The organism is Streptomyces sp. TG1A-8 (genome assembly GCF_030499535.1).
Classification (GTDB): domain Bacteria; phylum Actinomycetota; class Actinomycetes; order Streptomycetales; family Streptomycetaceae; genus Streptomyces.
In genome coordinates, this window is the sequence record NZ_JASTLB010000001.1 from 4,849,950 (window position 1) to 4,863,485 (window position 13,536).

Annotated in this window: 9 protein-coding genes and 1 pseudogene; 5 read left to right on the forward strand and 5 right to left on the reverse strand. The window is 74.3% G+C overall.

The features are described from left to right. Window positions 1–138 precede the first annotated feature (138 nt). Window positions 139–1,521: a glycine--tRNA ligase gene (locus tag QQY24_RS21240; protein ID WP_301974295.1), complete on the forward strand. Its 1,383-nt coding sequence runs from the start codon at window positions 139–141 to the stop codon at window positions 1,519–1,521. Window positions 1,522–1,658: 137 nt separating this feature from the next. On the opposite strand, the pseudogene QQY24_RS21245 reads toward QQY24_RS21240, so the two are convergent. Next, window positions 1,659–2,169: pseudogene (locus QQY24_RS21245) on the reverse strand (chitinase); the annotation flags it as partial. Between the two features lie 12 nt (window positions 2,170–2,181). On the opposite strand from QQY24_RS21245, the gene QQY24_RS21250 reads away from it, so the two are divergent. Together QQY24_RS21250 and QQY24_RS21255 are read left to right on the forward strand one after the other, a co-directional pair. Beyond that, entirely contained in the window at window positions 2,182–3,192 is a 1,011-nt protein-coding gene (locus tag QQY24_RS21250; protein ID WP_301974296.1) for an aldo/keto reductase, read from the forward strand. Beyond that, window positions 3,192–3,818 (forward strand): TetR family transcriptional regulator, encoded by a 627-nt coding sequence (locus QQY24_RS21255; RefSeq protein WP_301976313.1) that lies wholly within the window; start codon window positions 3,192–3,194, stop codon window positions 3,816–3,818. Before QQY24_RS21250 ends, QQY24_RS21255 begins: the two co-directional genes overlap by 1 nt. Before the next feature lie 18 nt (window positions 3,819–3,836). Here QQY24_RS21255 and QQY24_RS21260 read toward each other — a convergent pair whose 3' ends face one another. Continuing rightward, window positions 3,837–5,288, reverse strand: a complete 1,452-nt coding sequence (locus QQY24_RS21260; RefSeq protein WP_301974297.1) for an MFS transporter — start codon at window positions 5,286–5,288, stop codon at window positions 3,837–3,839. 186 nt (window positions 5,289–5,474) lie between these two features. Between QQY24_RS21260 and dusB the strand changes: the two genes are divergently transcribed. Then, on the forward strand, window positions 5,475–6,545 hold the full coding sequence (dusB, locus tag QQY24_RS21265; protein WP_301974298.1) for a tRNA dihydrouridine synthase DusB: 1,071 nt from the start codon (window positions 5,475–5,477) through the stop codon (window positions 6,543–6,545). On the opposite strand, the gene QQY24_RS21270 is transcribed toward dusB, so the two are convergent. The 3 genes from QQY24_RS21270 to QQY24_RS21280 form a co-directional block, all read right to left on the reverse strand. Beyond that, the gene (locus QQY24_RS21270; protein WP_367658051.1) at window positions 6,546–8,114 is read right to left on the reverse strand and encodes a CDP-alcohol phosphatidyltransferase; all 1,569 of its coding nucleotides are present in this window, start codon (window positions 8,112–8,114) and stop codon (window positions 6,546–6,548) included. A gap of 526 nt (window positions 8,115–8,640) precedes the next feature. Then, complete coding sequence (locus tag QQY24_RS21275; RefSeq protein ID WP_301974299.1) at window positions 8,641–10,578, reverse strand: glycogen debranching N-terminal domain-containing protein; 1,938 nt, start codon at window positions 10,576–10,578, stop codon at window positions 8,641–8,643. A gap of 128 nt (window positions 10,579–10,706) precedes the next feature. After that, complete coding sequence (locus tag QQY24_RS21280) at window positions 10,707–12,125, reverse strand: hypothetical protein (protein WP_301974300.1); 1,419 nt, start codon at window positions 12,123–12,125, stop codon at window positions 10,707–10,709. Between the two features lie 119 nt (window positions 12,126–12,244). Between QQY24_RS21280 and QQY24_RS21285 the strand changes: the two genes are divergently transcribed. Then, window positions 12,245–13,465 (forward strand): ROK family transcriptional regulator, encoded by a 1,221-nt coding sequence (locus QQY24_RS21285; RefSeq protein ID WP_301974301.1) that lies wholly within the window; start codon window positions 12,245–12,247, stop codon window positions 13,463–13,465. Window positions 13,466–13,536: the final 71 nt, after the last annotated feature.

Here is a 13,536-nt window from a genome sequence, read left to right on the forward strand (position 1 = left end):
TTCATCTCATATGGAAACCGTTGTCAACAAGCTTCCGGGCGGCACCGATTTGGTCGAGGGGGAGCCCTCGCCGGTACCCTGAGTCATTCGCTGGAAGCATCTCGCTTCAACGCCCGTCGTCGTAATGAAGAGAGCACCGTGGCCGCCGACAAGATCGACACCATCGTCAGCCTGAGCAAGCGCCGTGGCTTCGTTTTCCCCTGTAGTGAGATCTACGGTGGACAGCGTGCCGCCTGGGACTACGGACCGCTGGGTGTCGAGCTCAAGGAGAACATCAAGCGCCAGTGGTGGCGCTACATGGTGACGTCGCGCGAGGACGTGGTCGGTATCGACTCGTCCGTCATCCTGGCCCCCGAGGTCTGGGTCGCCTCCGGCCACGTCGCCACCTTCACGGACCCGCTGACCGAGTGCACCTCGTGCCACAAGCGGTTCCGTGCCGACCACCTGGAGGAGGCGTACGAGGAGAAGAAGGGCCACGCCCCGGCCAACGGCCTGGCCGACGTGAACTGCCCGAACTGCGGCAACAAGGGCCAGTTCACCGAGCCCAAGCAGTTCTCCGGCCTCCTCTCCACCCACCTCGGCCCGACCCAGGACTCCGGGTCCGTCGCCTACCTGCGCCCCGAGACCGCCCAGGGCATCTTCACCAACTTCGGCCAGGTGCAGACGACTTCGCGCCGCAAGCCGCCGTTCGGCATCGCGCAGATGGGCAAGTCCTTCCGCAACGAGATCACGCCGGGCAACTTCATCTTCCGCACCCGCGAGTTCGAGCAGATGGAGATGGAGTTCTTCGTCAAGCCGGGCGAGGACGAGCAGTGGCAGGAGTACTGGATGGAGCAGCGCTGGGGCTGGTACACCGGCCTCGGTCTCCGTGAGGAGAACATGCGCTGGTACGAGCACCCGAAGGAGAAGCTCTCCCACTACTCCAAGCGCACCGCCGACATCGAGTACCGCTTCCAGTTCGGCGGCAGCGAGTGGGGCGAGCTGGAGGGCGTCGCCAACCGCACCGACTACGACCTCTCCGCCCACTCCAAGGCCTCGGGCCAGGACCTCTCCTACTTCGACCAGGAGGCCGGCGAGCGCTGGACGCCGTACGTCATCGAGCCGGCGGCGGGCGTCGGCCGCACCATGCTGGCCTTCCTGCTCGACGCCTACGTCGAGGACGAGGCCCCCAACGCCAAGGGCAAGATGGAGAAGCGCACGGTGCTGCGCCTCGACCACCGCCTGGCCCCGGTGAAGGTCGCGGTCCTGCCGCTGTCCCGCAACCCCGAGCTGTCCCCGAAGGCCAAGGGCCTGGCCCAGGCGCTGCGGCAGCACTGGAACATCGAGTTCGACGACGCCGGCGCCATCGGCCGCCGCTACCGCCGCCAGGACGAGATCGGCACGCCGTACTGCGTGACCGTCGACTTCGACACGCTCGAGGACAACGCGGTGACCGTGCGCGAGCGGGACACCATGAAGCAGGAGCGCGTGTCCCTGGACCAGATCGAGGGCTACCTGGCCGGACGTCTGCTGGGCTGCTGAGTCCCGGGGCGGTGACCGCCCCCGGGGGCCCCGCCCCCGAACGTGCCCGAGGACGCCCGTCCATCGCCGACCCGGTCGGCCGGTGGGCGGGCGTTCGGGCGCGACGGGCCGCTGCCGTGCCCTCAGCGGCTCTGCCTTCAGCGGCCCTGCAGCGCCTTGACGTGGTCGCCGAAGGTCCGGTCCTTCGAGCCGTCCCCGTCGGCCGACCAGGTCATGAGGCCCTTGAGCGAGCCGCCGTAGCGGCGCCGGGCCGGGCGGCCGGCGAGGGCGCCGTGTAGCCGCCCGCGCCCGGCCGGGCGGGCGGACCGGGCGCCTGTTTGTCGTACGGCACCCTGATCGTCGTGCCCTGCACCACCAGGCCCCGGTCGAGGCGGTCGGTCTGCGCCGTGGAGCCCGCCACGGTGCCCGCCGCGCAGGAGTCGCCGGAGCAGCCGCACGTGCTGCCGCTGCGGTACTCGTGTCCAGCCACCACGGCCGGCCGTTGTCCGCGTCCTTCTTGACGACCGGCAGGTGCGCGCCCCGGATCGAGCCGTAGATGGCGTTGCCGCCGGTGACGTACGCCGTCTCCGGGTCCACGGCCGGGCCGAAACCGGGCGGCACCGCGGCGAGGACGCCGTCGACGACGCGGATCGGGTCGGCCTGTCGTGCCAGGGTGGTGGCATGACGATGCGAACCCGAACCCTCGGAACCACCGGCCCCCGGGTCTCCGCCCTCGGCCTCGGCTGCATGGGCATGTCCGCGCTGTACGGCGACGCGGACCGCGCGGAGTCCGTCGCGACCGTCCACGCCGCCCTGGAGGCCGGCGTGACCCTGCTGGACACCGGCGACTTCTACGCCATGGGCCACAACGAGATGCTGCTCGGCGAGGCCCTGCGCACCGCACCCGCCGCCCGGCGCGAACGGGCGCTGGTCAGCGTGAAGTTCGGCGCCCTGCGTGACCCCGACGGCAACTGGAGCGGCTACGACGGCCGCCCCGCCGCCGTGAAGAACTTCGCCGCCTACTCCCTGCAGCGCCTGGGTGTCGACCACATCGACGTCTACCGGATCGCCCGCCTGGACCCGGACGTGCCCGTCGAGGACACCGTCGGGGCGATCGCCGAACTGATCGAGAAGGGGTACGTCCGGCACGTCGGCCTGAGCGAGGTCGGTGCCGAGACCGTCCGCCGGGCCGCCGCCACCGCCCCGGTCGCCGACCTGCAGATCGAGTACTCCCTCGTCTCCCGCGGCATCGAGCGGGAGATCCTGCCCGCCACCCGGGAACTGGGCATCGGCATCACCGCGTACGGCGTGCTGTCCCGCGGCCTGATCTCCGGACACTTCTCCCCCGACCGGCAACTGCCGGCAAACGACTTCCGCGCCTTCTCGCCCCGCTTCCAGGGCGAGAACCTCCGGCACAACCTGACCCTGGTCGAGGCCCTGCGCGCGATCGCCGAGCACAAGGGCGTGACGGTCGCGCAGATCGCCGTCGCCTGGGTGCTCTCCCGCGGCGAGGACATCGTCCCGCTCGTCGGCGCCCGCACCCGCGAGCGGCTGGCGGAGTCGCTCGGCGCACTGGAGGTGACCCTGGACGAGGCCGACCTGGCCGCCATCGAGGAGGCCGTCCCGGCGGACGCGGCGGCGGGCGACCGCTACCCGGCCGCGCAGATGGCACACCTCGACAGCGAACGCTGATCCCGCCCCCCGGTACGGTCTACGCCACGGCACCGTCCAGCGAGACCCGGACCGCCGAGCGCATCCTCGAGGCGACCGAGGAGGTGCTGCGCCGCCACGGCCCGGCCAAGGCCACCGTGGTCGACGTGGCCCGCGCGCTCGGCGTCAGCCACGGCAGCGTCTACCGGCACTTCCGCACCAAGGCGGCGCTGCGCGAGGCCGTGACCAAGCGGTGGCCGGACCGCACCTCGCAGCGGCTCGCCGGCATCGCCGCCGGGGACGGCACCCCGGAGGAGCGGCTGCGGGCCTGGCCGGCCGCCCTGTTCGAGGCCAAGCGGCACAAGGCGGGCGACGACCCGGAGCTGTTCGCCACCTCCTCGGTGCTGGCCGGCGAGAACGGCGAAGCGGTCGGTGAGCACATGGCCGACCTGACCGTGCGGCTGACCCGGATCGTCGCGGCCGGCGTCGCCTCGGGCACCTTCGCCGCCACCGACCCGGCCGTCACGGCCCGCGCCGTCTTCCACGCCACCGGCCGCTTCCACGACCCCTTCCACGCCCGCGAGTGGCACGGGCCCGGCATCGCGCAGGAGTTCACGGCGGTGGCCGACCTGGTCGTGCGGGGCCTGCGGGCCGGCGCCGGTCCGTGACCGGCCGGGGTCCCCCCCTCAGGCCCCCTCCGAGGCCCCCACCACCTGGCGGACCTCGACCGACTCCAGCCGTTGCGCCGTGCGCTCCGCGGTGCGGCGGGCCCACGGTCCACTGGTCAGCAGGCCGAGCACCAGGACCGCGAAACCGCAGGCCGCGAGGATCCACCAGCCGGGCCGGGCGGCCGTGACGAAGGCGTCCCGGTACGGCGACGAGCCCACCCCGGACGCCAGCACCGCTCCGACCACGGCCACGCCGAGCGTCTGGCCGAGCTGCCGGCTCGTGGAGGCGACCGCGGCCGCGACGCCGGCCTGGGCCCTGGGCATCCCGGAGACGGCCGTGTTGGTGATCGGCGCGTTCACGAAGCCGAAGCCGATGCCGAACAGGACGTACCCGGCGAACAGCGTGACGTTCGAGGTCTCCGCCTCGAAGGCGGCGAACAGCACCCCGCTCACGGTCATCGCGGCGCCCGCCACCAGCAGCGGCAGCCGCGGACCGCGGCTGCCGACCAGCCGTCCGGACAGCGGCGCGCACAGGAAGCACGGCGCCGCCATCGGCAGCATCCACAGGCCCGCGTGCAGGGCGTCGAGACCGCGCACGTTCTGCAGGTACAGCGTGGACAGGAACAGGAACCCGCCGAGCGCGGCGAACGCGCTGACCGCGATCACGGTGGCCCCGCTGAACGGCGCCGACCGGAAGAACCGCAGGTCGATCAGGGGCTCCGGGCGCCGGGGCTCGTAGCGGAGCAGGGCCAGCAGCGCCACGGCGGCGAGGGCGGCGAAGGGGGCCACCGTGCCGAACCCGGCGTCGGGCGCCTCGATGATCGCGTACGTCAGCGCGCCGAACAGGGCGATCACCAGCACCTGGCCGACCGGGTCGGGGCGGCGGGCCCTGGGCGCGCGGGACTCCGGGATGAACCGCAGGGTGAGCAGGAGGGCCGCGAGGCCGACCGGGAGGTTGACCCAGAAGATGGACCGCCAGCCCACCGACTCCACCAGCAGGCCGCCGACCAGCGGGCCGGCCGCCATCGAGATGCCGACCACCGCGCCCCAGACGCCGATCGCGCGGGCGCGTTCACGGGCGTCGGTGAAGGTGTTGGTGATGATCGACATGGCGACCGGGTTGAGCATCGAACCGCCGACCGCCTGCACCATGCGGAAGACGACCAGCAGTTCCAGGTTCGGGGCCAGGGAGCAGAGCAGCGAGCCGGCGCTGAAGACGACCAGGCCCGTCAGGAAGACCTTCCTGCGGCCGATCCGGTCGGCCGTGGAGCCGGCCAGCATCAGCAACGAGGCCAGGACCAGCGTGTAGGCGTCGATCGTCCACTGCAGGCCGGAGGTGGTGGCGTGCAGCTCGCGCTGCATCGAGGGCAGGGCGACGTTCAGGGCGGTGTTGTCGAGGCTCACGATCAGCAGGCTCATGCAGCAGACCGCGAGCACGAGCAGGCGTCGGCGGTGGCTCAGCTCGGGCATGCGTACCATCGTACGTGCATTTCGATAGTGCACCTAACTAATGAGTCGTGCACGTTTGTTTCCGCGCACCGTCCGCGGGCCGGGGCGGGCACCGTCACCGGTGCGGGACAATGGGGCAATGTCCACGCTCGAGTCCCCCTGCAGATCGGTTCCCACACGGTCCGCCCGCCCGTCGTGCTCGCGCCCATGGCGGGGATCACCAACGCGCCCTTCCGCACGCTGTGCCGGGAGTTCAGCGGCGGCAAGGGACTGTTCGTCAGCGAGATGATCACCACCCGGGCGCTGGTCGAGCGCAACGACAAGACCATGCAGCTCATCAGGTTCGACGCCAGCGAGCGCCCGCGCTCGATCCAGCTGTACGGCGTCGACCCGGCGACCGTCGGCAAGGCCGTCCGCATGATCGCGGAGGAGGACCTCGCCGACCACATCGACCTGAACTTCGGCTGCCCGGTCCCCAAGGTGACCCGCAAGGGCGGCGGCTCGGCCCTGCCGTACAAGCGGAACCTGCTGCGGGCGATCCTGCGCGAGGCCGTCTCCGGCGCCGGTGACCTCCCGGTGACGATGAAGATGCGCAAGGGCATCGACGACGACCACATCACCTACCTCGACGCCGGCCGCATCGCCGTCGAGGAGGGCGTCACGGCCATCGCCCTGCACGGCCGCACGGCCGCCCAGCACTACGGCGGCACGGCCGACTGGGAGGCCATCGCCCGCCTGAAGGAACACGTCCCGGAGATCCCGGTGCTCGGCAACGGCGACATCTGGTCGGCCGGGGACGCGCTGCGCATGGTCCGCGAGACCGGCTGCGACGGGGTCGTGGTCGGGCGCGGCTGCCTGGGCCGGCCGTGGCTGTTCGCCGACCTGGTGGCGGCCTTCGAGGGCCGCACGGACTTCGTGCGGCCCACCCTGCGCGAGGTGGCCGGGGTCATGGTCCGCCACGCCGCCCTGCTCGGCGAGTGGCTCGGCGACGAGTCCCGCGGCGTCATCGACTTCCGCAAGCACGTCGCCTGGTACCTGAAGGGCTTCGCGGTCGGCTCCGAGATGCGCAGGCGGCTCGCGGTCACCTCCTCGCTCGACGAGCTGCGCGCCGGCCTGGACGAGCTGGACCTGGACCAGCCCTGGCCGGCCGGTGCCGACGGCCCCCGGGGCCGTACGTCCGGCAACAACCGCGTGGTGCTGCCGGACGGCTGGCTGAAGGACCCGTACGACTGCGCGGGCGTCGCCGAGGACGCCGAGCTCGACACCTCGGGCGGCTGATCAGCTCCCGCCGGGGTGCGGGGTGGAGCCGTAGGCCGTCAGGAAGCGGTCGCGGAAGGCGCTCATCCTCCACACCGGCGCGTCGTGCGCGGGCCGCAGTCCCTCGGTCCAGCCCCAGCCGGCGATCGCGTCGAGGACCTTCGGGTCCCTGGCGACGATCGAGACCGGCACGTCCCGGCTGGCGTGGTCGCCGCTGACCCGGGCGATGGGCTGGTGGTCGCCGAGGAACACCAGGACCGTGTCGTCGCCGCCGTAGCGCTCCAGCCACTGGGTCAGGGCGGTCACCGAGTACTGGATCGACCTGCCGTACTCCTGGCGGGACCTGGTGGTGTCGGCGATGACGTCGGCCGGCCTGTTGCCCGCCGCCTCGATGCCCCGGAACACCGAGCCGTCGCCCAGCTCGTCCCAGCCGACCATCTTCGGGACCGGCGCCCAGGGCTGGTGGCTGGAGGTCAGGATGATCTCCGACATCAGCTGCTTGCCGCCGGTGCGCCGCTTGCCGTGCACCCGCTGCTGGAACTGCTCCAGGGCGTACTGGTCGGGCATGGTCGACCAGCTGAACCTGGGCCCCCGGTACCCGAGCCGGAAGGCGTCGTAGACCTTGTCGAGGCCGTAGAACTCCCGTTCGGGCCAGCTCTTCTGCACGCCCGGCATGACGCCCACGGTGTCCCAGGCACCGGTCTTCCGGAAGGCCCCGGTGAGGCTGAGGCGGTCGCTCGCCATGACGGTGCGGTAGCGCTGCTGGTTGCTGACCCACAGGCCGGACAGGGCGGTGGAGTGGCCGAGCCAGCTGCTGCCGCCGTAGGTGGCCGAGGTCAGCCAGCCGCTCCTGGCGTGGAAGCCCGCACGGGCCAGGGCCTCGGTGCGCTCGTCGAGGGTCCTGTCGACGCCGGGGGACATCACCGGGTCCTCGACGGCGCTGCGGCCGTAGCTCTCGATGAACGTGAAGATCATGTCCTTGCCGCGCAGGCCCGGCACGAGCTGGGAGCCGGGGGTCGCGCCGAAGGCGTCCACCCCGGCCACCTTCCGGAACTCCGCCTCGTCCCTGAGGGTGTCCCGCACGGTGCGGGCCTGGGCCTTGAGGACGCCGGCGGTGTGCTGCGAGGCGAGGGGCGCGCCGCCGACCTGCAGACCGAGGGCGGTGCAGGTGATCCAGACGGTGCCGGCGACCAGGGTGGCCCGGGACGCCCGCGCCCGGTGCCCGGCCAGCAGCCCGCCCAGCCGCACGGTGGCCAGCGCGGCGAGGCCGACCAGCAGGAGCACCAGGACGGCCGCCCCGGCCGAGACGCCGAGTTCGGCCCCGGTGCCGAGCGTGTCGTCCAGGTAGGCGCGGGCGTCGCCGAGCAGGGCCCAGTCCAGGACGACGTTGAAGGGCCGGCCCAGGTACTCGTTGAAGCCCATGTCGGCCATGTTCACGACGGTGACGGCGCCCAGCACGGCGCCGGCCAGCGCCGACACCACCAGCCGCGGCCCGCGCGGCAGGCTGAGCAGCACCACGGCCCCCATGACCGCCTCGGCCGGCAGCCGCAGGAACTGCCCCGGTCCGAGCTCGCCGAGGGTGCCCGGCATCTGGAGGCAGACGTGCACGAGGAGGACGGACAGGGCGGTCGCGGTCCCGGACAGGACGCGGGCGGCGGTGGGGTGCCCGGCGCGCCAGTGCTGCCGGACCCGCCGGACGGACCCGCCGGCCCGGCCCCCGGCCCCCGGCGCGGACGGCCCGTTCGCTCCGGCGGGCACGGAGGGGGGCCCGCCGGGCGCGGGGGCCGGCGCGGCGGCTTCGGACGCGGCGGGCGCGGCGGCGGGTGCGGCGCCTTCGGGCGCCGCCTTCCCCTGCGCCCCGCCCTCCCCGGCGGGGCCGTCCGCCGCCGGCGGCGGGACCTCGCCCCCGGATTCCCCGGCCGTACCGGCCGGCTGGCGCGTGTTCGTGTGCTGAGGCAACCCGGAGGTCCTTCCCTGCGCGACCCGTGATCGACGGCCGTCGAAGACCGGCGGGCCGCGCGAGAGGCCGGCGCCCGCCGCCCTCCCGTACGGCTCGCTCCCGGCGCCCGTTCAGGGCCGCCGGCAAACACCCGGCAAACGGCGCGTCAACCCACCGTCAGGCACCCCCGACGGCCGTGAGCAGGGCCAGCGGGGCCGCCGCCGACCGGGACTCCCGCACGCACGCGTGCGGGCAGGGGACCGGCTCCGGGTGGGTCCCGCGGCCGTAGCCCGCCAGGACCCCCGGGAGGCGGTGGCCGGTGGCGGTCGCCGCGTCGACCAGGGCGCGGGCCACCGTGCGGGCCTCGTCGTGCAGGCCGTAGCGGGCCAGGCCCAGCGCGATCAGCGCGTTGTCGTGCGGCCAGACCGAACCCCGGTGGTGGGACAGCGGGTGGTACGCCGGCTGGCCGGAGGCGAGGGTGCGCACGCCCCAGCCCGAGAAGAAGTCCGGCTCCAGGAGCCTGCGGCCCACCGCCCCGCCGTACTCCTTGTCCAGCAGGCCGGACCACAGCAGGTGCCCGGCGTCGGACGCGAGCGCGTCGACCCGGCGGCCCTCCCCGTCCAGCGCGAGCGCCGGGAAGGAGTGCTCCCGCATCCAGAAGTCCCGCTGGAAGCGGTCCCTGAGGTCGGCAGCCGCCTGCTCCAGCAGGGCCGCGTACGTCTCGTCGGCCCACACCGTCCGCGCCAGCGCCGCCGTACGGCGCAGCGCGTCGTACGCGTAGCCCTGCGCGCCCGCCGCCATCACCGCCCCGGTGGGCCGGGTGCCGTCGGCGGAGCAGATCGCGCCGGGGGAGTCCTTCCAGTTCTGGTTGGCGAGGCCGCCCCCGTCGGCGCGGTAGACCAGGTAGCCGTGCGAGGTCAGCCCGCCGTGGTCCAGCATCCAGCCGACCGCCGCCCGGGCGTGCGGCTCCAGGCGCCGGGCCGTCGCCGCGTCCCCGGTCCGCTCGACGTACGCGCCGAGCAGGACCAGGAACAGCGGGGTGGCGTCGACCGAGCCGTAGTACCGCCCGTACGGCACCTGCCCGAAGTGCGCCAGCTCGCCGTGGCGCACCTCGTGCACGATCTTGCCGGGCTGGGCGAGCGGGGAGGCGCCGGACCCGCCGGCCTGGGTGGCGGCGAGCGCGAGGAGCGTGGCGGCGGCCGGCTGCGGCCGGTACGGCAGCGCGAACAGCGAGGTGAGCAGGGCGTCCCGGCCGAGCAGGGTGAGGAACCAGGGGGCACCCGCCGCCGGGACGCGTAACTCCTCGCCGTCCGGTCCGGTCGCCGGGACCTGGAGGGTGGCCAGGTCCGCGAGTCCGCGCGCGCAGGCCGCCGCCAGCTCCGGCCAGCCGGCCGGGAGGGCCACGCCCTGCGCGAACCCGTCCTCCAGCGCCAGGAGCTGGTCGTTCACGGCGGCGGGCGAACGGGGTACGCGCAGGGCCCGGCGGTCGCCGTGCGGACGGGCCACCACGCGCAGCGTCAGCTCGGTCGTGCCGAGCGGTGCCAGCTCCAGCGTCCACACCAGGCGGCGGGCGCCGGTGCCGGTCTCCTCGACGGCGTCCGGGGCGGGCTCGGCCGTGATGGCCGTGCAGGCGTGCCACTCGGCCCGCCGGTAGCCGAACTCGATGCCGTCGTCCAGGAGGTGGCGGGAGCGCACGGCGCCGGCCTTGACGTAGGTGCGGTGGTCGGAGCGGAGCTCGAACTGGTCGGTGAAGTCGGCGTCGGCGGTGATCGCCAGGCGCACGGTGACCGGCACCGGGCGGTTGCTGGTCACCCGCAGCAGCTCCACGAAGGAGCTGTCCCCGACCGCCTGCTCACGGAAGACGGTGTACGCGGGCGGCTCCTGCCGGTCGCCGCGCGGGACGAGCACGCAGCGCGCCGCGCCCCCGTCCGCGACCGGGCTGAGCACCTCGGGCACCGCGCCGTCGACGGTGAGCTGCCAGCGGCTCAGGTGCCGGGCGTCCCGGACGAACAGCCCGTCCGGTGAACCGCCGCCCCGCACCCCGCTGATGTCGCCCCGGTCCCCCACCGCGGCGAAGGTCGCCCCGTGCACGAGCAGATGATGCCGGTCCGTCATCCCCCATCCCCTCCCTTGTCGTCCCTTGCCATCCTTTGTCGTCCCTTGCCCGGCCCGACCGTGGCTTGACGTGGCTTGACGTGGCTTGACGTGGCTTGACGCGGCTCGGGGTGACTCGCCGTCGCCCGTCATCCCCTGCCGTCCCGGTGGAACGTGCCGGCGGCCGTGGGGGAGGCGCCGGCCTCCAGCGGCTGGTGCAGCAGGTCGAGCGCCAGCGCGGCGGTCCAGCCGAAACCGGTCGCGCCGCAGGCCTCGCCGGTGTACGGGTCGACGTACTCGGCGAAGGCGGTGGCGCCGGCGGCGCGCAGGGACTCCTCCCGCAGCGCGTCGGCCGCCGTCCGCTCGCCGTGCGCCCGCAGCCCGCGCTCCAGCAGCCAGTTCGTGTTGAACCAGGCCGGGCCGCGCCAGTAGCGGCGCGGGTCGAAGGCCTCGCCGAGCAGGTCGTGGCTGGGCACGAGCCGGGTGGTGCCGCCGAGCCCGAAGTGGGGCCCGCGCAGGGTGCGGACGAGGGCGGCGGCGATCCCGGCCGGCAGGCCGGGCAGCAGCAGGGGGACCAGCCCGGAGACGCTCCTCACGCCGATCGGCCCCCCGCCCCGCAGGTCCCGGCACAGGAAGATGCCGCGCACCGGGTCCCACAGGCGCTCCACCAGCGCCGCCGTCAGCCGTTCGGCGCGCGCGCGGCGGGCCGTGCCCGCCGCGCCCAGTTCCCCGGCGATCCGCGCCAGCGCGTGCTCGGAGGCGATCAGCAGGGCGTTGAACGCCGGGTCCTCCACGGCGAACCGCCCGCCCCCGTCGGCGTAGCCGGCGTCGCGGTAGTCGGCGGCCAGCCGCACGTACCGCCCGTAGTCCAGGTCCGTCGGCCGGTCCCCGGGCGCGCCGTGGGCGAGGTCGGCGCGGCGGAAGGAGCGGGCCGGGGCCGGGGTGACGCGGGCGAGTGGGGCGTCCCAGCAGGGGCTGTTGTCCATGCCCTGTTCCCAGGGGTGCACCACGGACACCAGGCCGCCCCCGCCCAGGTCCCGCCGGTGCAGCAGGTACCGGTGCCAGGCGGCCAGCCGTGGGTACAACCGGTCCAGGAAGCCCCGTGCCCGCGAGAGCCCGGGGTCGGCGCGGTGCACCAGCCAGGCCGCCAGGGCGTGCACCGGTGGCTGCACGATGCCGGACGTCTGTACGGTGCGTGGGGCGCCCGCGGCGCGCCCCGCGGCCGAGGAGCGCCAGAAGTCGGGGCTCGGGAAGTAGGCGTCGAGCGGCACGGAGGGGTTGAAGACGATGTGCGGGACGCGGCCGTCGGCCCACTGGGCGCCGAACAGGGTCTCCAGCTCGGTCTGCGCCCGCAGCGGCGACAGGTGCCTCAGGCCGATCGCGATGAACGCCGAGTCCCACGACCACTGGTGCGGGTACAGGCTGCGGGAGGGGACCGTGGAGGCGCCGGTCCAGTTGGCCGCCAGCACCCGGGCGGCCCGGACGTGCAGCGACGTGGCCGGGGACGGGGGACCGCATGCGGTCCCGCCCTCCGTCGCACGGGCGCTGAGCTGGGCGGTGCGATCCACTGGGGGCTCCCCGAAGACGTCCGGCCGACTGGTTCTGTTGTGACTACCATGGGGTTGTGCCTGCTGAATGCGCAGAACTCAATATGTGACGCAGGACCGGGAAGCACAAGGGGGTGCGCGTGACCGGACGGCCCGACAGGACCGGGAGGGGCGGGAGCCGGGCGAGCGCCGGCGATCTGCTCGAACTGGTGCGCAGCGGACGGGCCGTGACGCGCGGTGCGCTGCAGCGGGCCACCGGGCTGTCCCGCGCCACCGTCGGCCAGCGGCTCGACCGGCTGTTCCGCGCCGGCTGGCTGCGCGAGGGCGCCGGCGGCCCGGTCGGCTCCCCGCTCGGCGGCCGCCCGTCCATCACCCTGGAGTTCGACGACTCGCACGCGGTGGTCCTCGCCGCCGACCTCGACACCCGGCACGCCCGCGCCGCCGTCCTCACCCTGACCGGGGAGGTCCTCGCCGAGCACGCCGGCACCCTGCTGGTCGAGGACGGGCCGGAGGCGGTGCTCGGCGAGCTCGGGCGCTGGTTCGGCGAGGTGCTGGGGAAGGCCGGGGCCGCGGCGGCGGAGGTCTGCGGGATCGGGCTCGCGGTGCCGGGTCCGGTGGACGGCGGGACCGGCCGGGTGGTGCAGCCGCCGATGATGCCCGGCTGGGACGGCTACGACATGGGGGGCCGCCTCTCCCGCGCCCTCACCGAGCACACGGGCGCGCCCGCCGTGCCGGTCCTGGTCGACAACGACGCCAACCTCATGGCGTACGGCGAACAGCGCACCGGGCACCCCGACTGCTCGGCCTTCGTGCTGGTCAAGGTGTCCACCGGGATCGGCGCCGGCGTCGTGGTGGACGGCTCGGTCTACCGGGGCGTGGACGGCGGTGCCGGGGACATCGGGCACATCCGGGTGGGCACGGAGGCGCTGTGCCGGTGCGGTTCGCGCGGCTGCCTCGCGGCCGTCGCCAGCGGCGGTGCCGTGGCCCGGCGGCTCGCGGAGGCCGGGGTGCCGGCCGCGTCCGGCTCGGACGTGCGGGACCTGCTGGCCTCGGGGCACCCGCAGGCCGCCGCGCTGGCCCGGGAGGCCGGACGCGCGGTCGGCGACGTCCTGGCGACGGTGGTGACCCTGCTCAACCCGGGCGTGCTGATGATCGCCGGGGACCTGGCCGGCACGCCCTTCCTGACCGGGGTGCGGGAGCTGCTGTACCAGCGGGCGCTGCCGCGTTCCACGGCCCGCCTGGACGTGGTCACCTCGCGGCTCGGCGAGCGGGCCGCGCTCATCGGTGCCGGGGCGCTGGTCGTGGAGCACCTGTACGCACCGGAGCGGGTGGAGGAGCGCCTCCTGGCGCTGGGCGTGTGACGAGGGGGTGTGCCGCCGGGTGCGCCGTCCGCGTCCGCATGGTGGAACCGGACACCGTGTGGCAGCGTGAT